Consider the following 19,640-nt stretch of genomic DNA (forward strand, 5'->3'; position numbering starts at 1 on the left):
AACAAAAAAAGGCGTCCCGCTAGTTGCCTAGCGAGGACGCCTTTGTCCTGGTCCCGTTCTCTCGGGAAGCGCATCCTTCGTCGTTGAAGGCTGGGCTTTATGTCTGTTGAGAAAGGTAATGCAGTGGTTGTGCCAAGTCGCACAAATGCCGGGTTTATGGGCTCTTACCGTGGGAGCAGAGGGTTGGCGTGCACCGGTTCAAGGCGTTGTGCCCGGTTTTGAAGCAGAAAAAGATCAAAAGATCGCAGGCTCCGCCAGCTCCTACAGGAGATCGTGGGCACCCGTAGGAGCTGCCGCAGGCTGCGATCTTTTGATCTTTTGATCTTTTGCGTGCAGTGAAAAACTCAGCCATGAAACAGTAAAAACAGCAGCACCAGGTTCACCAGCAACGACACCAGCGCCAAGGTTCGCCAGACCTTCAACGGTTCGCGCTCCAGCAACGGTCTGGGTCGCACGCTCAAACTGCGCCGCTCGCCCTGTTCCAGCAGCAGCAACCATTCTTCCGCCGTTTCAAAACGTTGACCTGGATCTGCCGCCACGGCGCGCTCCAGACTTTGCGCAATCCATTCCGGCAGGTCGGGTCGATAGCGACTGGCGCTGACAGAAACCCCGAACCGTGGGCGCTGGAAGGCTTCGATTTCGCCGTAGGGATAATGCCCGGTGAGCAGGAAGTACAGGGTCACGCCGACGGCATACAAATCCTGTTGCGGTGTCGGTGCTTCCCCGCGAAAGGCTTCCGGCGCGATGTAGCTGGGCGTTCCGGGCAAGGCAGAAGGTTGATCTTCCGACAGGCCTGGGCAGTAGGCGAGGCCGAAGTCCAGCAGGCGTAGTTCGCCGTCGTCCCCCAGCAGCAGGTTCTCGGGTTTGATGTCTCGATGGAGAATCTGCCGTCGATGCAGTATGCCAACGGCGCGCAGCAGGCGTTCGGCCAGATCCAGCCATTGGGGCAGTGGCAGCGGTCCGACATCGGCGTGCAGTTCCGCCAACGTAGATCCGGAATATTCCCGCATCACGTAGTACAAATGCTGACGCTGACTGGCGGCATGGACTTCAGGGAAATGCCGCCCGGCCACGCGCTTGAGAAACCATTCTTCCGACAGCAACGCCTGCCCGGCCAAGTGATCGTCGCGCAGCGCGCCCGGCAAGGTTTTCAGCAGCCAGGGTTGTTGTTGCCCATCGCGTACCCGATAGAGCAACGACTGCTGGCTCTGACCGAGTATCCCTTCGACCTGCCAACCCTCGAAAGTCTGGCCGGGCTTCAAGGCTGGCGGCAGCGGCCATTGCTGTAAATGAATCAAGGCATCGCCGATGCTCGTTTCACCGAGGGCATCGACTCGCACCAGCAAGGCGCTGGCGTTGTCCTGGCTACCGGCCAGATGCGCCGCGTTGACCAAGGTCTGCGCAGCGCTGTTCAGGTCCGGTTGATCGCGCAGAATTGCCGCAATCGCGGTGTCGCCCAGCACGGCCCAAATGCCATCGCTGAGCAATACGAAACTTTCGTTCAGCCGCAGTTCGCCATCGAGAAAATCCAGCACCAAATGCTGATCGAGCCCAAGTGCCCGTTTGAGCACATGCTGCATGCCCGGCTGGTCCCAGACGTGATCCTCGCTGACCCGCTGCAAGGTGTCGGCGTGCCAGCGATAAACCCGGCAATCGCCGACATGGGCCAAGGTAAAACGCCTACCGCGCATGACCAAAGCACTGACAGTGGTGAGCAATGGTTGTCCACCGCCATTGGCTTGCAACCAGCGATTTTGTGCCAGCAGCAGGCGATCCAATGCCTGCGCGACGCCCCAGGTTTCCGGCGTGGCGTAGTAATCCAGCGCCAGTGCCTGCAACGTCGAGCGGGCGGCGAGGCCACCATCGGCGCACTGGCTGACGCCATCGGCGATGGCGAACAGGTAACCCTTGCTCGCCGCCAGCGCCGGGGCCGGAGTCACCAGGCGCAGGGCGTCCTGATTCTCCTCGCGAGGGCCGATGGCACTCGCTTCGGCAAAACTCAGTTGCAGGCTCATTGAGGCTTCAGACCCGCGCAGCAGTTACGGCTGCCGAACCCCAAGTGGTTCTCCAGCGACGTTTCACGCCATGCAGACCGAACCAGGCCAGAACGCCAAGGCTGGCGAACAACCACAAGGCCAGTTGATAACTGCCGGTGCTTTGCTTGATCGCGCCCATGCCCGCTGCCAGTGCAAATCCGCCAATACCGCCGGCCATGCCGATCAAACCGGTCATCACACCGATCTCGCGACGAAAACGCTGTGGCACCAACTGGAAAACAGCGCCGTTACCGGCACCCAAACCGAGCATGGTGCAGACGAAAAGAGCCAGTGCCGCGTAGGAACTTGGCAGATTGAAACCGACCACGGCAATGCAGGTCGCCGCCACCGTGTACATCCCGAGTAGCGTGCGAATACCGCCGAAACGGTCAGCCAGAGCACCGCCCAACGGACGCATCAAGCTGCCACCGAACACGCAGGCTGCGGTGTAGTAACCGGCGGTCACCGGGCTGAGGCCATATTGGTCGTTGAAATAGCCGGGCAGGGCGCTGGCCAGGCCGATGAAGCCGCCGAAGGTCACGCTGTAGAAAAACATGAACCACCAGCTGTCGCGGTCGCCCAAGGCCTTGAAGTAGTCGGACACGGACTTGGCTTTCGGACGCTCAGGTGCGTTTTTGGCCAGCCAGGCGAAGACGATGATGGTCAGGATCAGCGGGATCAGGGCGAAGCCGAACACGTTGCTCCAGCCAAATGCAGCGGCCAGCACCGGGGCGATCAGTGCCGCGAGCACAGTGCCCGAGTTACCGGCACCGGCGATGCCCATGGCTTTGCCTTGGTGTTGTGGTGGATACCATTGCGAGGCCAGCGGCAGGGCGACGGCGAAGGACGCGCCAGCCATGCCAAGGAACAGCCCCAGCACCAGCGCTTGTTCATAACTGTGGATGCCGAGTTTCCAGGCACCGAACAGGGCGCAGATGACGATCACCTGGCCAATCAGCCCGGCGGTTTTCGGCGACAGGCGATCAGCCAGCAAGCCCATTACAAAGCGCAATACCGCCCCGGCCAGAATCGGCGTGGCCACCACCAGCCCGCGCTGCTGGGTGGTCAGGTGCAGGTCGGCGGCGATCTGCACTGCCAGCGGGCCGAGCAGGTACCAGACCATGAAACTCAGGTCGAAATAGAGGAAGGCCGCGAACAATGTCGGGGTATGGCCAGATTTCCAGAAGCTTGAATTCATCGCGCACCTCAGCTGTTAGGAGTCTCGAGAAGGAGTCATGAGCTTGCAGGTGGGGCGCCGCATCGGCCGCACCACCGGCCCCGGTCTGTGGGGCCAAAACAAAAAAACGCCGCCACCGGATTCGCCAAGGGGCAAATGAGGTGAGCGACGTCTTTGTCGTAGGTGGGGCAACCGCCGTTGGTTACCTGTAGCGATTACCTAGCGAGATCTGTGCCAACAGTCTGGGACCGAGTCGCGGCCCTTCGCGAGCAAGCCCGCTCCCACATTAGACCGCGATCAAATGTGGGAGCGGGCTTGCTCGCGAAGGCGATAGAACATTCACAGAAGGACTTCAGCCGAGTAACTCACTCATGGCGATGATCTGCTCCGCCACCTGAATCAGCTTCTGCTGCCGGCTCATGGCCTGGCGGCGCATCAGGGTGTAGGCCTCTTCCTCGTTGCAGTCCTTCATTTTCATCAGCAGCCCTTTGGCCAGCTCGATGCGCTTGCGCTCGGCCAGTTGCTGGTCACGGGCGTTGAGCTGGGCGCGCAGGGCCTGGTCGCTTTCAAAGCGTGCCATGGCCACATCGAGAATCGGTTGCAAGCGCTGTGCGTGGATGCCTTCGACGATGTAGGCACTGACGCCGGATTTGATCGCCTGACGCATCACATCGGGGTCATGTTCATCGGTAAACATCACGATCGGCCGCGGTTGGTCGCGGCTCACCAGCACCACTTGTTCCATCACATCGCGGCTCGGTGACTCGGTATCGATCAAAATCACGTCCGGACGCACCGTTTCGACGCGCGCGGGCAGGTCGATGGTCAGGCCCGATTCGTCGATCACCTCGAATCCGGCTTCGGTCAAGGCTGCCTTCAGGCGGCCGACTTTCTTCGCAGTGTCGTTGATCAGCAGGATACGCAACATATTCGCAGTCTCCTGTCAGCGGCTGGCGAGAAGGGGCGAGCTGTCGCTCATGGCGTGCAGCTTGAAACTGCGGGCGTAGGCGGCGGGGTCCAGGCCATCCCAGACCTTGCCATCGATTAACTGGCTGCTGCGCATTGGCTGATCACTCACGGCCACACCTACAGCGGTGGCGGCCTCTCGATACAAGTCTAGTTGCTGGACCTGACGGGCCACGCCCAGGTAGTCCGGGTCGTCGCGCAACAAACCCCAGCGGCGGAACTGGGTCATGAACCACATGCCATCGGACAGATATGGCAAGTTGACCTCGCCATCACCATGGAAACGCAGCGCGTGCGGGTCTTGCCAGCGATTACCCAAGCCATCGGCGTAGTCACCGAGCAATCGCGGTTCGATGCAGTCGAGTGGCGCGTCGAGGTATTGCGGCGCGCTCAACAGTTTCGCGGTGCTGCGGCGATTCTCCGTGCTTTCTTCGATGAAGCGGCTGGCCTCCAGAATCGCCATCACCAGCGCCCGCGCGGTGTTGGGGTATTGCTCTACAAAGGCGCGGGTGCAACCGAGGACTTTTTCCGGGTGATCGGGCCAGATGGTCTGGGTGGTGGCCATGGTGAAACCCAGATTTTGCTGCACCGCGCTGGCGGACCATGGCTCGCCGACGCAGAAGCCGTCGATGCGCCCGGCTTGCAGGTGCGCGACCATTTGCGGCGGCGGCACGACCACGCTGTCGACGTCCTGCAACGGATGAATACCCTGACTCGCGAGCCAGTAATACAGCCACATGGCGTGGGTGCCCGTAGGAAATGTCTGGGCGAAGGTGAGTTTTGGGCGACTTTGGTGCACGTGCCGGTCCAGTGCTTCAGGACTGGTCACGCCCAGCGCCTGTAAGCCATGGGAGAGGTTGATGCTCTGGCCATTCTGATTCAGTCCCATGAGCACTGCCATGTCGGTCGACGCGACACCGCCGATGCCCAAATGCACGGCGTAGATCAAACCGTACAGGCTGTGGGCGGCGTCGAGTTCGCCACTGACCAGTTTGTCCCGAAGGTTGGCCCAGGACGACTGGCGCTTGAGGTTCAGGGTCAGGCCATAAGGTTGGGCGAAGCCCTGCGTGGCCGCGACCACTACCGAGGCGCAGTCACTCAGGGCCATGAAACCGAGGTTGATTTCGGTCTTTTCCGGGGCATCGCTGCCGTTGACCCAGGCCAGAGGGTTGGCTGGAACTTCAATCATCAGTAAACACCTTCCATAAAAAAGCGCCGGACCGGGCTGCTTGCCGGGGCAAGGCCAAGTGACGACGCCTTTGTCTTTCGACTCATCCCGCCGTTGGCATGAGTGCTGATATGAGTGACGGTGCAAGGCATATGCCATCGCACGCTGATTTTGTCGCGCGCCTCGCCTGCAACCCCGATGCCCGGCTATAATCGCCGCCACTTTTCGTAGCCCAGAGTCAAACCCGCCCATGTACACCCTGGCCCGTCAGCTGTTGTTCAAACTTTCCCCGGAAACCTCCCACGATCTGTCCCTGGACCTGATCGGCGCGGGCGGGCGTTTGGGCCTCAACGGCTTGCTGTGCAAGGCCCCGGCGAAAATGCCGGTGACCGTCATGGGCCTCGACTTCCCGAACCCGGTGGGTCTGGCGGCCGGTCTGGACAAGAACGGCGCGGCCATCGACGGTTTTGCGCAACTGGGTTTTGGCTTTGTCGAAATCGGCACCATCACCCCGCGTCCGCAGCCGGGCAACCCGAAGCCACGGATTTTCCGTCTGCCGGATGCCGAGGCGATCATCAACCGCATGGGGTTCAACAACCTCGGCGTCGATTACCTGCTGGCCCGAGTGGCGGCGGCCAAGTTCAAGGGCGTGCTGGGCATCAATATTGGCAAGAACTTCGATACCCCGGTTGAGCGTGCGGTCGACGACTACCTGATCTGCCTGGATAAGGTCTACGCCCACGCCAGCTACGTGACGGTCAACGTCAGCTCGCCGAACACCCCGGGCCTGCGCAGCCTGCAATTTGGCGATTCGCTGAAGCAATTGTTGGCCGACCTGGCGACGCGCCGCGCAGAACTGGCGCTGCGTCATGGCAAACATGTACCACTGGCGATCAAGATTGCGCCGGACATGACCGACGAAGAAACCGCTCAGGTCGCGCAAGCGCTGATCGAAACCGGGATGGACGCGGTGATCGCCACCAACACCACCCTGAGCCGCGTCGGCGTAGAAGGCATGGAGCATGGTGACGAGGCGGGCGGTTTGTCCGGCGCACCGGTTCGCGACAAGAGCACCCACACCGTGAAGGTGCTGGCGGCCGAGTTGGCCGGTCGCTTGCCGATCATCGCCGTGGGCGGCATCACCGAAGGCAAGCACGCGGCTGAGAAAATCGCCGCGGGTGCCAGCCTGGTGCAGCTCTATTCCGGCTTCATCTATAAAGGCCCGGCGCTGATTCGTGAATCGGTAGATGCCATCGCCGCCTTGCGCTGAAGCCTGATTTGAGCCGCATGGTAGGGGCTTTTGTGGCGAGGGGAGTTATCTGTGGCGAGGGGATTTATCCCCGTTCGGCGGCGAAGCCGTCGTAAATCCTGCCAATGAGTTTTGACTGATTCACCGAGTTGACTGGTCTTGGGGCCGCTTCGCGACCCAACGGGGATAAATCCCCTCGCCACAGAAGCGACTTCACCACCGTAATTTTTCGCAGGTATAAAAAAGGGCTCCCCGAAGGAGCCCCTGGGCCGAAGCCCGCCGCCCGGATGGGGCGTGCGTGGTAAGTCGTTACGTAATCAGATTGTCGTGTCGGAGTGTGTGCCCTGTGTTAGCCGACGGCGTGAAGTTCGTTGAGTCTATGGATTCCCGCAGTGCCGGTCATACCGTCCCAGTTGTCGCCGCGTCCTTCTCGCCAGCCGTTAATCCAGGCTTGGCGTACCGACGGTAGAGTAAATGGGCAAAGCTCACGGGATTTGCCACCAACGCCATATTGATATCCGCGCAAAAATGCTCTTTCCAACGGATCACGCTTAAGTCTTCTCATAGGGTGTTGCCCTCACTTGTTGACTGTATTTATCGCGTCGACCTCAATTGAGGTCTGGCAGAAAAACTCCTGCCGTTGGGGCTCGCTGCCGGCGTCGCAAGCCAAGGTGTTGACGTCATTGCGGCGTCAACCTGTATTGAGTTCTAACCAATGCGTCACATCGAGGGAATGATCGTTTTGTCATAAGGACGTAACGATAAAGATGGTATGGCGATAAGTAACACGATGTTGTCCCGTGTTTATTGGCAAAACCCCGGTATGATCAGCCCCGCGCTGCATGATGGGGTTAATCCTTTAGTGAGAATGCCTCCTGTTGAGCAGGGGCACTATTCGACGAAGGGTCGACTTATGACATTTTGTTGCATCAACTTTTTTATCTGTCTTTGCATCTAAGCTCTTTTAACCCGAGCTTGCAGGGGTGGGACGGCACACCTTCGTGCCACGCGGGCGCTCTTTTAGAAAAGCGCCTGATTGAAAACCGGGCCGGCAATGCGTTGCCGGTTCACTTAGCTAAAGGCTCTGGAATTACCATGTCCGATCGTTTCGAACTCTTCCTCACTTGCCCCAAAGGCCTTGAAGGCCTGCTCATCGAGGAAGCCGTCGGGCTTGGCCTTGAGGAAGCGCGTGAGCACACCTCTGCCGTGCGCGGCATGGCCACCATGGAAACCGCTTATCGCCTGTGCCTGTGGTCGCGTCTGGCGAACCGGGTGCTGCTGGTGCTCAAGCGTTTCCCGATGAAGGACGCCGAAGACCTTTATCACGGCGTGCTGGATATCGAGTGGCAAGACCACATGCTCAACGATGGCACCCTGGCCGTTGAGTTCAGCGGTCACGGCTCGGGCATCGACAACACCCACTTCGGCGCCTTGAAGGTCAAGGACGCCATCGTCGACAAACTGCGCACGCCGCAGGGCGACCGTCCTTCCATCGACAAGCTCAACCCGGACCTGCGCATTCACCTGCGCCTGGACCGTGGCGAAGCGATCCTGTCCCTCGACCTCTCCGGCCACAGCCTGCACCAGCGCGGCTATCGCTTGCAGCAGGGCGCGGCACCGCTGAAGGAAAACCTCGCGGCCGCAATCCTGATCCGTTCCGGCTGGCCACGCATTGCGGCCGATGGCGGCGCGCTGGCTGACCCGATGTGCGGTGTCGGTACGTTCCTCGTCGAAGCCGCGATGATCGCCGCCGATATGGCGCCGAACCTGCGTCGTGAGCAGTGGGGTTTCACCGCCTGGCTCGGTCACGTCCCGGCGCTGTGGAAAAAGCTTCACGAAGAAGCCACTGAGCGTTGCGCGGCCGGTCTGGCCAAGCCACCACTGTGGATTCGCGGTTACGAAGCCGATCCGCGCCTGATTCAACCGGGTCGCAACAACGTTGAACGTGCCGGCCTGAGCGAGTGGATCAAGATCTACCAGGGCGAAGTCGGGACGTTCGAACCGCGTCCGGACCAGAACCAGAAAGGCCTGGTGATCTGCAACCCTCCGTACGGCGAACGTCTGGGTGATGAAGCGAGCTTGCTCTATCTCTACCAGAACCTCGGCGAACGTCTGCGTCAGGCGTGTCTGAACTGGGAAGCCGCGGTATTCACCGGCGCCCCGGACCTGGGCAAGCGCATGGGCATCCGCAGCCACAAACAGTATTCGTTCTGGAACGGCGCGTTGCCGTGCAAATTGCTGCTGATCAAGGTCACGCCGGACCAGTTCGTCACTGGCGAACGTCGCACTCCGGAACAGCGTCAGGTCGAGCGCGAACAAGTTCGAGCCGAAGTCGAAGTCGCAGACAACGACGTAGCACCGGGCAAGTACGAGAAGTACAACAAGAACGGCAACCCGATCAAACCGGCACCGGTAGTGATCGAGCAGCCGCGCTTGAGCGAAGGCGGGCAGATGTTTGCCAACCGCCTGCAAAAGAACCTCAAGGCCCTCGGCAAGTGGGTCAAGCGTGAAGGCATCGACTGCTACCGCGTCTACGATGCCGACATGCCGGAATACTCCATGGCCATCGACCTGTATCAGGATTGGGTCCACGTCCAGGAATACGCCGCGCCGAAATCCATCGATCCGGAAAAAGCCTCGGCGCGCATGTTCGATGCCCTGGCCGCTATTCCGCAGGCCCTGAACATCGACAAGAGCCGCGTGGTGGTCAAGCGTCGCGAGCGTCAGAGCGGCACCAAGCAGTACGAACGCCAAGCGGCACAGGGCAAGTTCGTCGAGGTCAACGAAGGTGGCGTGAAGCTGCTGGTGAACCTCACGGATTACCTCGACACCGGGCTGTTCCTCGATCACCGGCCGATGCGCATGCGGATCCAGAAAGAGGCGGCCGGCAAGCGCTTCCTCAACCTGTATAGCTACACCGCAACCGCCAGTGTTCACGCAGCCAAGGGCGGCGCGCGCAGCACCACCAGCGTTGACCTGTCGAAAACCTATCTGGATTGGGCGCGTCGCAACCTGTCGCTGAACGGTTTCTCCGAGAAGAACCGTCTGGAGCAGGGCGACGTGATGGCCTGGCTCGATGCCTGCCGTGACGAATATGACCTGATCTTCATTGATCCGCCGACGTTCTCCAACTCCAAGCGCATGGAAGGGATCTTCGACGTGCAGCGTGACCAGGTGCAATTGATCGACCTGGCCATGGCGCGTCTGGCACCCGGTGGCGTGTTGTACTTCTCCAACAACTTCCGCAAGTTCCAGCTCGAGGAAAACCTTGCCGAGCGTTATGCGGTCGAGGAAATCACCGCCCAGACCATCGATCCGGATTTCGCCCGTAATGGCAAGATCCACCGTGCCTGGAAAATCACGGCTCGTTGACACTTGGATAGATTGGATCCACAGAGCCTTGATTTTTAAAGGCTCTTGGCTTCTTTCTGTGCTGGTCAAATTGATGGCTAATAGCTATAACTCAACGCATGGCCAATGGGCTTTCCCGCACCTGGCGTCTTGAGTTGCGTCTATGTCGTTGCACGCCGTGCGCCCGAAGATCCTGGGTTTTATCAGTGAAGATGTCTCGGCCTGGCTGGTCGCTCTGCTGGTATTGGTTGTCGGCGGGATTCTCACGGGATTGCTGGCGTGGTCGACGCTGAATCTGTTCCACCATCAATTGCGGCAACGTTTCCAACTGCTGGCCAGTGAACGTTACAGCCGTATCGAAGAACGCTTCGAAGATCAGGAGCAGCGCCTCGATGGCCTGCGCCGGTTCTTTGCCAATTCCGATTCGGTCTCCCGCGCGGAGTTCGACGGTTACACCCAACCGCTGCTGCACCGGACTCAGGCCTACTCCTTCGCCAAGCGGATAACCGGTGCCGAACGAGCGGAATTTGAACGCCAGGTGCGTGCAGAGGGTTTAACCGACTTCACGTTGCGCGAACTCAATGCCGACGGCCAACTGCAACTGGCGGCCGAACGCGATGAGTACGTGGCGGTACTTTACAGCCAGACCCAAAGCAAACTGGGTTCGCCGCTGGGCTACGACTTGTGGGCTCAACCCCTGCGCCGTGCCACCCTTGAACGGGCCGATCAGCACGGCGGCATGGCGGTATCGCAGCCGATGCATCTGGTCAGTATCGAACCGGCCTATGCGCGCGGCGTGCTGCTGGTCGCACCGGTGTTGCTGCGCAATCGTCCGGCTACGGCGGGGGTGAAATCGTACGGATATGTCATGGCCGTGATCAGCATGCATCAGTTGCTGGCGGACGGGCTGCCGGACGCTGGCCGTGACTATCTTTCCGTGCGTATCCTCGACTTATCCACAGACGATCAGCACGAAGTGCTTTATGAGTCCCCCAACACGCCGGCGCCCAGTGAGTTGTCCGCGACCCGACTGTTGCGGCTTGCCGACCATGACTACCAAGTCGACATTCAGCCCAGCGATGCCTTCCTGCGAGCCAATCACTCTTCGGTGAACAGCCTGGTGGTGCTGGGCGGCTTGCTCAGTCTGTTGCTCAGTGCCTTGCTCTATGTGCTGGTCAGTCAGCGTCGACGGGCGCTGAAAATGGTTGAGCAACGGACCCAGGAACTGCGTGCCCGCGAGCAGGAGTTGCGCGGCACGCATGGCCAGTTGCGTGGCGTGCTGAATGCCGCGACCCAAGTGGCGATCATCGCCACTGACCTGCGCGGGGTTATCCGCACCTTTAATGCCGGTGCCGAGCAAATGCTTGGCTACTCCAGCACCGAGGTGGTGGGCCACATGACCCTGGAAAACCTGCACTTGCCCCGAGAACTCATGGCACGTTCGGCGGAGTTGAGTGCGCGTTATGGCAAACCGATTCCGACCTGCCAGGCGATGTTGGTCGAGGGCGGCGAGGAGGGCGGTCACGAAGCGCGGGAATGGACGCTGCTGCGTAGCGACGGCAGCCATTTGACGGTGAATATGCTGGCGACACCGGTCCTCGACGAGCAAGGCTTGTGGGTCGGGCACCTGGCGATTTGTATCGACATCACTGAACGCAAACGGGTCCACGAGGCTCTGGCGGCACGGGACCTGTTGCTGAAGAAACTCAGCGCTCATGTACCCGGCGGGATCTACCAATTCAAAATGGAATTCGATGGGCGCTTCAGTGTGATCTACGCCAGCGACGGTATTCGCGAGATCTATGAACTTGAACCAGATGTGCTGTTGTTCAACGCCGAAGCGATTTTCACGCGGATTCATCCGCAGGACATCACCCGGGTCCGTGCCTCGATCCGGGCGTCGGCGGACACCCTCAGCCCTTGGCGCGAGGAATACCGTGTGCAGCTGCCCCTGCGCGGCCTGCGTTGGGTTCGGGGCGAGGCGACACCGGAGGAATTGCCCGGTGGCGGCGTACTCTGGCACGGCTATGTTTCGGACATCTCCGACTTGAAACGGGTGGAAGAAGAACTGCGGGCGCTATCGATCACCGACTCCCTGACCGGGATCCACAACCGCCGCTATTTCCAGGAACGCCTGACCACCGAAATGTCCCGGGTCGAACGCGGTGGTGGCGAATTGTCGGTGATCATGCTCGATATCGACCACTTCAAACGCATCAATGACCAGCATGGCCACGCGGTCGGCGATCGGGTGTTGCAGATCGTGTGCGAACGCATCGGCCATCGGTTGCGGCGCACCGACGTGTTCTGTCGCCTCGGGGGCGAGGAGTTCATGGTGCTCTGCCCGGATATCAACGGCGAGCATGCCCATGTCCTGGCCTTGCAGCTGTGGCAAGGGCTGCGCAGTTCGCCGATCGAAGGCGTCGGGACCGTGACCGCCAGTTTCGGTATTGCCAGTTGGCGAGTCGGGGAGGGCGCGGATGCGCTGCTGCTGCGGGCGGATTCGGGGGTGTATGCGGCGAAACAAGCCGGGCGGGATCGGGTAGCAGGAGAGATGAGCTAGAGCCGCATGCTCACCCCTGTGGGAGCGAGCTTGCTCGCGATGGGGTCTTCACATTCAACATTGATGTCGACTGTCACACCGCTATCGCGAGCAAGCTCGCTCCCACATTTGATCTCCAGTGTTTGGAGGATCGGGTTAGAGCACCGAAGCCGTTTCTGGCAGTTTCGGCTGGCGATACAGGTCCAGCAGCACTTGATCCAGCACCGACGACGCGCCAAACGGCGCCTTGTCGTTGAGGATCGCCACCACCGCCCAGGTATTGCCGTTGATGTCGCGGCTGAAACCGGCAATCGCCCGCACGGTATTCAAGGTGCCGGTCTTGATGTGCGCTTCACCGCGCATCGCTGTGGTCTTCAGGCGTTTGCGCATGGTGCCGTCGGTGCCGGCAATCGGCATCGAGCTGATGAACTCGGCCGAATACGGGCTTTTCCAGGCCGCTTGCAGCATGCCGGCCATTTCACGCGCACTCACCCGTTCCGCACGGGACAGCCCGGAACCGTTTTCCATCACCAGGTGCGGCGCGGTGATGCCTTTCTTCGCCAGCCACTGACGCACGACACGCTGTGCAGCCTTGGCATCGTCACCGTCGGCTTCAGTGCGGAACTGCGCACCCAGGCTCAGGAACAGCTGCTGGGCCATGGTGTTGTTACTGTATTTGTTGATGTCGCGGATGATTTCCGCCAGGTCTGGCGAGAAAGCCCGAGCCAGGACCTTGGCGTCTTTAGGCGTTGGCGCCAGACGGTCCACGCCCTGAATGCTGCCGCCCAGTTCCTTCCAGATCGCTCGTACGGCGCCTGCGGTGTAGGTCGCGTGGTCGAGCAGCGACAGGTAAGTCTGGGAACTGCAGCCATCGCCCAACTGGCCGCCGACCGTTACGGTCACGCTGCCATCGGCCTGGGGCACCGGGTTGTACCGAACGCCACCGGTGCATTGCTTGGAGTTGACGGCTTTGACCTGGTTTTCGATGCGAATGGTGGCAATCGGCGGTTCTACCGAAATCAGAACCCGGCCGTTGTCGTTGCGCGCCACAAAGCGCAGGGCCTTGAGGTTGACCATCAGCGCGTCAGGTTTGACCAGGAACGGCTTGTTATCGTCATTGCCGTCGTCGTTGAACTGCGGCAATTGCGGTTGTACGAAGAAATTGCGGTCCAGCACCAGGTCGCCGGTGATTTGCGTCACACCGTTGGCGCGCAGGTCACGCATCAGCAACCAGAGTTTTTCCATGTTCAGCTTCGGATCGCCGCCACCCTTGAGGTAGAGGTTACCGTTGAGGATGCCGCCGCTGAGCGTGCCATCAGTGTAAAACTCGGTTTTCCACTGGTGGTTCGGGCCGAGCATTTCCAGCGCCGCGTACGTGGTGACCAGTTTCATGGTCGAGGCCGGATTGACGGAGACGTCAGCATTGAAAATGGTCGGGGTGCCAGGGCCGGTGAGCGGGATCATCACCAGCGACAGGGCGTTGTCCTGCATCTTGCTGGCCTTGAGGGCTTTTTCAACGTTGGGCGACAGCGCGGTGTTGATCGGGGCGGCGGAAACAGAGAAGGCCAGAGGGAGCAGAAAACCGGCCAGTAACAATGGACGCAAAGATTTGATCATGTGAAATAAAACCCTACAGCCGAGGGGAAAAAAACGAGGGCATGAAGATAAATTCCCTCAGTGGTCATGAAAGTGTCGGCATTATGCCCCAAGGTGTAGCGGCTTGTGCCGTGCGCTGGCCTACTAATCCGCTATTTTTTACCGGCGGTAGGGCTTGCAGCCCAGAGAAACGGGCAATTAGCGCCTTAAACTGCTAAAGTGCCGCCCGTTATTACTTATGAGGATTGTTCCAATGGCGACTAACCGTTCCCAGCGTCTGCGCAAAAAACTGTGCGTCGATGAATTTCAAGAGCTGGGTTTCGAACTGAACCTGGATTTCAAAGAAGATTTGGCTGATGAAGCCATTGATGCTTTCCTCGACGCGTTCCTGAAAGAAGCCATGGAAGCCAACGGTCTGGGCTATGTTGGCGGCGACGACTTCGGTCTGGTTTGCCTGCAGAAGCGTGGCTCGGTGTCCGAAGAGCAGCGTGCCGCTGTTGAAGCCTGGCTCAAAGGCCGCAGCGAACTGACCGAAGCAACCGTCAGCCCGCTGATCGACGTCTGGTACCCGGAAAAGCCGATCAATCCGGTAGCTTGATGTTGTAAAAAACGGCGACCCAAGGGTCGCCGTTTTTTTATGTCCGGATGATCAAGAGATCGCAGCCTCGTTTCACTCGACAGCTCCTACATTGGAATGCGTTCATCCTGTAGGAGCTGTCGAGTGAAACGAGGCTGCGATCTTTTGCTTTTCAGGCTTTACGCCAATTCAGAATCACCATCGTCAACACCCCCCCCACAATCCCCCAGAACGCCGAACCGATGGAAAACAGCGTCAGCCCCGACGCCGTGACCATAAAGGTAATCAGTGCTGCCTCACGTTCCTTCACTTCGCTCATGGCGATGCTCAAGCCATTGATGATCGAGCCGAACAACGCCAGCGCGGCAATCGACAGCACCAACTCTTTCGGCAGCGCGGCAAACAGCGCCGCCAGCGTCGCGCCGAACACCCCGGCTATCCCGTAGAAAATCCCGCACCAGACGGCCGCCGTGTAGCGCTTGTTGCGATCCTCATGGGCATGCGGCCCGGTGCAAATCGCCGCGCTGATGGCCGCCAGGTTGATCCCGTGGGAACCGAACGGCGCCAGCAGCAACGAAGCGATGCCGGTGGTGGTGATCAGCGGCGAGGCCGGCACGGTGTAACCGTCGGCACGCAGCACGGCAATGCCGGGCATGTTCTGCGAGGTCATGGCCACCACAAACAGCGGAATGCCGATGCTGATGGTTGCGGCAATGGAGAAGTGCGGCGTGGTCCAGACCGGTGTCGCCACTTCCAGATGGAAACCGCTGAAGTCCAGCAGGCCCATGAACCCGGAAAGCACCGTGCCGATCAACAGCGCGGCCAGTACGGCATAACGCGGCGATAGGCGTTTGACCACCAGATAAGTGAAGAACATGCCCAATACCAGCGCGGTGCGATGCTGCGCGGCGACGAAGATTTCGCTGCCGATCTTGAACAGAATCCCCGCCAACAGCGCAGCGGCCAATGAAGCCGGAATCTTTTTCATCAGCCGCTCGAAGCTGCCGGTCAAACCACAAATCGTCACCAGCACCGCGCAGGTAATGTAGGCACCAATGGCTTCGCCGTAGGTCACACCGCCCAGACTGGTGATCAGCAACGCCGCACCAGGGGTCGACCAGGCGATGGTGATCGGCGTGCGGTAACGCAGGGACAGGCCAATCGAGCACACCGCCATGCCAATCGAGATCGCCCAGATCCACGAAGAAATCTGCCCGCTGGTCAGACCCGCCGCTTGCCCGGCCTGGAACATCAGGACCAGCGAGCTGGTGTAACCGGTCATCATCGCGATGAAGCCGGCAACGATCGCAGAAGGCGACGTATCGGCAAAAGGGCGGAGCTGCGTGTGCGTGACGTCGTTCATGACAGCGGTGTTCCTTATACAGATGAAGATGTCTGCAATAGCGCAAAACCTGTAGGGGTGAGCCTGCTCGCGATAGCGGAGTGTCAGGCAACAATGTTGTCGACTGATCCACCGCCATCGCGAGCAGGCTCACTCCTACAGGGGATTGTGCGCAAAAGGCGGATTCTGTGATCAAGCCTAAACTCAAACGTAAGGAATCGTTGCGATACAGCGGAAGTGACAAACAGCCGTACAGTCGTGTTGCCACCCTCCATTGTGTACAATCGCAGTGTTTTTTACGCGATACTTGCCAGCGACCCACTGTGCCGTATTACAGTCACGGTCAATTCGCCGCAGTTCTTCCGACTCGAGTGCCCATGAACGAACAGTTGCAACCCCTAAAGAAACAACCGCGAGCAGGCAAAGCCGGCCGCAGCGGTACCCAGGACGATATTGTCTACGCGCATATCTTCGAGGCCATCCTCGAACAGCGTCTGGCGCCCGGTACCAAGTTGAGCGAAGAAGCGCTGGGGGAAATTTTCGGGGTCAGTCGCACCATCATTCGCCGCGCGCTCTCGCGCCTGGCCCATGAAGGCGTCGTGCTGCTGCGTCCGAACCGTGGCGCTGTCGTGGCCAGCCCGAGTGTCGAAGAGGCTCGCCAGGTGTTCATGGCCCGGCGTCTGGTGGAGCGAGCGATCACTGAGTTGGCGGTGCAGCACGCCACTGCCGAGCAGATTGCCGAGTTGCGCCAGATGGTCAACGACGAGCGCGACAGCTTCTCCCGTGGCGATCGCGGCGCCGGTATTCGTCTGTCGGGCGAGTTCCACTTGAAGTTGGCCGAAGCGGCGAAAAATACGCCGCTGATCAGCTTCCAGCGCAGCCTGGTGTCCCAGACTTCGTTGATCATTGCCCAGTATGAAAGCGGCAATCGCTCCCACTGTTCCTACGACGAGCACACCCAGCTGATCGACGCCATCGAAGCGCGCAACGCGGAGTTGGCGGTGGACCTGATGATGCATCACATGGATCACATCGACAGCAAACTCAACCTCGACGAAGAAAGCGCGTCGGATGATTTGCATGCGGTGTTTTCGCATTTGTTGCAGACCAAGAAGCCAGGGCGGCCGGTGGCGAAGCTATAAGTTAGACCGAGTCGCACCCATCGTCGGAACGCCGCCCGGAGCCAGCTCGCTCCCACAGGGTTTTGTGTTGAATGCAGACCCTGTGTCCACCGAGATCAACTGTGGGAGCGAGCTTGCTCCGGGCGGCGTTTCGACGATGGCGATCAGACAGGCAATAAAAATCCCCCGGGCTGTACGGCGACGGGGGATTTTTTTATGCCCGAAAAATCTTAACGCTGATGCACCTGATTCCCCGCCGCATACGTCTGCAACACCGTCCGGTCATCCCCCAGCGTCATTAATACAAACAACGTCTCGGCAATGTTATTGGCCTGCTTCAAGCGATAGCTCAGCAGAGGCGTGGCGTTGTAGTCCAGCACCAGGAAGTCCGCATCAGTGCCCGGTTGCAGGGTGCCGATCTTGTCTTCCAGCCGCAGTGCGCGAGCGCCGCCGAGGGTGGCCAGGTACAGCGATTTGAACGGGCTCAGTCGCGCACCTTGCATCTGCATGACCTTGTACGCTTCGTTCAGCGTTTGCAGCAGCGAGAAACTGGTGCCGCCACCGACATCCGTACCGAGGCCGACATTCAACTTGTGCTTCTCGGCCATCGGCAGGTTGAACAGGCCGCTGCCGAGGAAGAAGTTCGAGGTCGGGCAGAAAGCGATCGCCGAGCCGGTTTCCGCCAGCCGCGCGCACTCGTCGTCGCACAGGTGCACGCCATGGGCGAACACCGAGCGCTCGCCGAGCAGTTTGTAATGGTCGTAGACGTCCAGGTAACCCTTGCGCTCCGGGAACAGCTCCTTGACCCACTCGATTTCCTTGAGGTTTTCGCTGATGTGAGTCTGCATGTACACGTCAGGAAATTCGCTGAGCAACTGGCCGGCGAGGGTCAGTTGTTCAGGGGTGCTGGTCGGTGCAAAGCGCGGGGTGACCGCGTAGTGCAAACGGCCCTTGCCGTGCCAGCGCTCGATCAGCGCCTTGCTTTCCACGTAGCTGGATTCGGCGGTGTCGGTCAGGTAATCCGGCGCGTTGCGGTCCATCATCACCTTGCCGGCGATCATCCGCAGGTCCAGCTGTTCGGCGACCTCGAAGAACGAGTTCACCGACTGCGGATGCACGCTGCCGAAGACCAGCGCCGTGGTGGTGCCGTTGCGCAGCAGTTCCTTGATGAAAATGCTCGCGACTTCGTCCGCGTGAGCCTTGTCGGCAAACTGGCTTTCGCACGGGAAAGTGTAGGTGTTGAGCCAGTCCAGCAGTTGTTCGCCGTAAGCGCCGACCATGCCGGTTTGCGGCAAGTGAATGTGGGTGTCGATGAAGCCTGGGGTGATCAGCGCGTCCTGATAATGGGTGATCTCGATGTCGGCCGGCAGGGTCGGCAGCAAGTCGCTGGCGTGACCAAGGGCGCTGATCTGGCCGTTATCAACCACCAGCAAGCCGTCTTCGAAATACTCATAAGAAGCTTCGATGCCCACTTCGGCGGGGTCGGCGATGCTGTGCAGAATGGCGGCGCGGTAGGCTTTGCGAGTCAAAGGCATTGTCGTTCTCAATTCGTGGCTTTTTAGTTCGAAGCTTGGCTGCGGCGTGAAGCAGGTAGCAGTTTGGCGATCGATGATCCGGCGCTGGCGGTGTGCTGGCCGAAATTGGCGTTATAGGTGGCGATGATTTCGCCGGCGATGGAGATGGCGATTTCCACAGGCAACTTGCCTTTGACTTCGCCGATGCCCATCGGGCAGCGCATGCGTTGCAGCACGGCGCTGTCGAAACCACGGTCACGCAAGCGGTGTTCGAACTTCACCCGTTTGGTCTTCGAACCGATCAGGCCGAAGTAGGCGAAGTCGTTGCGCTTGAGGATCGCGGCGGTGAGTTCTAGGTCGAGCTGGTGGTTGTGGGTCATGACGATGCAGTAGCTGCCGGCGGGCAGGTCGTCGATTTCGTCCACCGGTTCTTCGGTGACGATTTTGCGCACACCATGGGGGATCTGTTCGGGGAATTCGGCTTCCCGCGAATCGATCCAGCGCACCCGGCAGGGCAGGCTGGCGAGCAGCGGCACCAGCGCCCGGCCGACGTGGCCGGCACCGAACACGGCGATCTGCGCCTGGACCTGCCCCATCGGTTCGAACAGCAACACGGTCACGCCGCCGCAGCACTGGCCGAGGCTGGCGCCGAGGCTGAAGCGCTCCAGATGGGTGTCCTGCCTGCCGCTGGCCAGCATCTCGCGACCGATCTGCATCGCCTTGTATTCCAGATGCCCGCCACCGATGGTGTCGAAGGTCTGGTTGGCGCCGATGACCATCTTCGAGCCGGCATTGCGCGGCGTCGAGCCGAGCTCTTCGATGATGGTCACCAACACGCAGGGTTCACCCTGGGATTGCAGGTCGGCGAGGGCGTCGATCCAGTTGTACATGTTTCACCTCGACATCTTTGTTGTCTGTCAGTCCGCCATCGCGAGCAAGCTCGCTCCCACATTGGATGGTGTTCACAAAACCCTGTGGGAGCGAGCTTGCTCGCGATAGCC

14 protein-coding genes are annotated in these 19,640 nt (G+C 60.1%); 5 read left to right on the forward strand and 9 right to left on the reverse strand.

From position 1 onward, the window contains the following. Window positions 1–344: 344 nt before the first annotated feature. The 4 genes from VD17_RS06340 to VD17_RS06355 form a co-directional block, all read right to left on the reverse strand. Window positions 345–2,015 (reverse strand): bifunctional protein-serine/threonine kinase/phosphatase, encoded by a 1,671-nt coding sequence (locus VD17_RS06340; RefSeq protein WP_046053159.1) that lies wholly within the window; start codon window positions 2,013–2,015, stop codon window positions 345–347. Window positions 2,016–2,022: 7 nt separating this feature from the next. Further along, the gene (locus VD17_RS06345; RefSeq protein WP_046053160.1) at window positions 2,023–3,234 is read right to left on the reverse strand and encodes a nitrate/nitrite transporter; all 1,212 of its coding nucleotides are present in this window, start codon (window positions 3,232–3,234) and stop codon (window positions 2,023–2,025) included. A 331-nt stretch (window positions 3,235–3,565) separates the two neighbouring features. After that, window positions 3,566–4,141 carry an ANTAR domain-containing response regulator gene (locus VD17_RS06350; RefSeq protein WP_008146285.1) on the reverse strand — a complete coding sequence of 192 codons (576 nt, stop codon included), beginning with the start codon at window positions 4,139–4,141 and terminating at the stop codon, window positions 3,566–3,568. A 15-nt stretch (window positions 4,142–4,156) separates the two neighbouring features. After that, window positions 4,157–5,368 carry a CmpA/NrtA family ABC transporter substrate-binding protein gene (locus tag VD17_RS06355; protein ID WP_046053161.1) on the reverse strand — a complete coding sequence of 404 codons (1,212 nt, stop codon included), beginning with the start codon at window positions 5,366–5,368 and terminating at the stop codon, window positions 4,157–4,159. Between the two features lie 229 nt (window positions 5,369–5,597). Here VD17_RS06355 and VD17_RS06360 point away from each other — a divergent pair, with 229 nt between their 5' ends. Continuing rightward, window positions 5,598–6,617 (forward strand): quinone-dependent dihydroorotate dehydrogenase, encoded by a 1,020-nt coding sequence (locus VD17_RS06360; protein WP_046053162.1) that lies wholly within the window; start codon window positions 5,598–5,600, stop codon window positions 6,615–6,617. A 328-nt stretch (window positions 6,618–6,945) separates the two neighbouring features. Here VD17_RS06360 and rmf read toward each other — a convergent pair whose 3' ends face one another. Further along, on the reverse strand, window positions 6,946–7,161 hold the full coding sequence (rmf, locus tag VD17_RS31475) for a ribosome modulation factor (RefSeq protein WP_003223300.1): 216 nt from the start codon (window positions 7,159–7,161) through the stop codon (window positions 6,946–6,948). Between the two features lie 530 nt (window positions 7,162–7,691). On the opposite strand from rmf, the gene rlmKL reads away from it, so the two are divergent. Both rlmKL and VD17_RS06370 read left to right on the forward strand, forming a co-directional pair. After that, window positions 7,692–9,968, forward strand: a complete 2,277-nt coding sequence (gene rlmKL, locus VD17_RS06365) for a bifunctional 23S rRNA (guanine(2069)-N(7))-methyltransferase RlmK/23S rRNA (guanine(2445)-N(2))-methyltransferase RlmL (RefSeq protein ID WP_046053163.1) — start codon at window positions 7,692–7,694, stop codon at window positions 9,966–9,968. 142 nt (window positions 9,969–10,110) lie between these two features. Further along, window positions 10,111–12,510, forward strand: a complete 2,400-nt coding sequence (locus VD17_RS06370; protein ID WP_046053164.1) for a sensor domain-containing diguanylate cyclase — start codon at window positions 10,111–10,113, stop codon at window positions 12,508–12,510. 135 nt (window positions 12,511–12,645) lie between these two features. Here VD17_RS06370 and dacB read toward each other — a convergent pair whose 3' ends face one another. Then, window positions 12,646–14,106 carry a D-alanyl-D-alanine carboxypeptidase/D-alanyl-D-alanine endopeptidase gene (gene dacB / locus VD17_RS06375; RefSeq protein ID WP_046053165.1) on the reverse strand — a complete coding sequence of 487 codons (1,461 nt, stop codon included), beginning with the start codon at window positions 14,104–14,106 and terminating at the stop codon, window positions 12,646–12,648. Between the two features lie 232 nt (window positions 14,107–14,338). Here dacB and VD17_RS06380 point away from each other — a divergent pair, with 232 nt between their 5' ends. After that, window positions 14,339–14,683 carry a YggL family protein gene (locus VD17_RS06380; RefSeq protein WP_007896965.1) on the forward strand — a complete coding sequence of 115 codons (345 nt, stop codon included), beginning with the start codon at window positions 14,339–14,341 and terminating at the stop codon, window positions 14,681–14,683. A 151-nt stretch (window positions 14,684–14,834) separates the two neighbouring features. Here VD17_RS06380 and VD17_RS06385 read toward each other — a convergent pair whose 3' ends face one another. After that, complete coding sequence (locus VD17_RS06385) at window positions 14,835–16,025, reverse strand: benzoate/H(+) symporter BenE family transporter (RefSeq protein ID WP_046053166.1); 1,191 nt, start codon at window positions 16,023–16,025, stop codon at window positions 14,835–14,837. A 356-nt stretch (window positions 16,026–16,381) separates the two neighbouring features. Here VD17_RS06385 and VD17_RS06390 point away from each other — a divergent pair, with 356 nt between their 5' ends. Beyond that, window positions 16,382–17,146, forward strand: a complete 765-nt coding sequence (locus tag VD17_RS06390; RefSeq protein WP_046053167.1) for a GntR family transcriptional regulator — start codon at window positions 16,382–16,384, stop codon at window positions 17,144–17,146. 209 nt (window positions 17,147–17,355) lie between these two features. Here VD17_RS06390 and guaD read toward each other — a convergent pair whose 3' ends face one another. Both guaD and xdhC read right to left on the reverse strand, forming a co-directional pair. Further along, entirely contained in the window at window positions 17,356–18,660 is a 1,305-nt protein-coding gene (gene guaD / locus VD17_RS06395; RefSeq protein ID WP_046053168.1) for a guanine deaminase, read from the reverse strand. Between the two features lie 23 nt (window positions 18,661–18,683). Beyond that, a complete protein-coding gene (gene xdhC, locus VD17_RS06400; RefSeq protein WP_046053169.1) occupies window positions 18,684–19,529 on the reverse strand; it encodes a xanthine dehydrogenase accessory protein XdhC in 846 nt (281 codons plus the stop codon). Between the last annotated feature and the right edge of the window lie 111 nt (window positions 19,530–19,640).

The organism is Pseudomonas fluorescens, from assembly GCF_000968015.1.
Classification (GTDB): domain Bacteria; phylum Pseudomonadota; class Gammaproteobacteria; order Pseudomonadales; family Pseudomonadaceae; genus Aquipseudomonas; species Aquipseudomonas fluorescens_W.

What these genes read in the sequence shown, in the direction of transcription:
- VD17_RS06340 (WP_046053159.1), bottom strand. Translation starts at nt 2,015, where the DNA reads ATGAGCCTGCAACTGAGTTTTGCCGAAGCGAGTGCCATCGGCCCTCGC.
- VD17_RS06345 (WP_046053160.1), bottom strand. Translation starts at nt 3,234, where the DNA reads ATGAATTCAAGCTTCTGGAAATCTGGCCATACCCCGACATTGTTCGCG.
- VD17_RS06350 (WP_008146285.1), bottom strand. Translation starts at nt 4,141, where the DNA reads ATGTTGCGTATCCTGCTGATCAACGACACTGCGAAGAAAGTCGGCCGC.
- VD17_RS06355 (WP_046053161.1), bottom strand. Translation starts at nt 5,368, where the DNA reads ATGATTGAAGTTCCAGCCAACCCTCTGGCCTGGGTCAACGGCAGCGAT.
- VD17_RS06360 (WP_046053162.1), top strand. Translation starts at nt 5,598, where the DNA reads ATGTACACCCTGGCCCGTCAGCTGTTGTTCAAACTTTCCCCGGAAACC.
- rmf (WP_003223300.1), bottom strand. Translation starts at nt 7,161, where the DNA reads ATGAGAAGACTTAAGCGTGATCCGTTGGAAAGAGCATTTTTGCGCGGA.
- rlmKL (WP_046053163.1), top strand. Translation starts at nt 7,692, where the DNA reads ATGTCCGATCGTTTCGAACTCTTCCTCACTTGCCCCAAAGGCCTTGAA.
- VD17_RS06370 (WP_046053164.1), top strand. Translation starts at nt 10,111, where the DNA reads ATGTCGTTGCACGCCGTGCGCCCGAAGATCCTGGGTTTTATCAGTGAA.
- dacB (WP_046053165.1), bottom strand. Translation starts at nt 14,106, where the DNA reads ATGATCAAATCTTTGCGTCCATTGTTACTGGCCGGTTTTCTGCTCCCT.
- VD17_RS06380 (WP_007896965.1), top strand. Translation starts at nt 14,339, where the DNA reads ATGGCGACTAACCGTTCCCAGCGTCTGCGCAAAAAACTGTGCGTCGAT.
- VD17_RS06385 (WP_046053166.1), bottom strand. Translation starts at nt 16,025, where the DNA reads ATGAACGACGTCACGCACACGCAGCTCCGCCCTTTTGCCGATACGTCG.
- VD17_RS06390 (WP_046053167.1), top strand. Translation starts at nt 16,382, where the DNA reads ATGAACGAACAGTTGCAACCCCTAAAGAAACAACCGCGAGCAGGCAAA.
- guaD (WP_046053168.1), bottom strand. Translation starts at nt 18,660, where the DNA reads ATGCCTTTGACTCGCAAAGCCTACCGCGCCGCCATTCTGCACAGCATC.
- xdhC (WP_046053169.1), bottom strand. Translation starts at nt 19,529, where the DNA reads ATGTACAACTGGATCGACGCCCTCGCCGACCTGCAATCCCAGGGTGAA.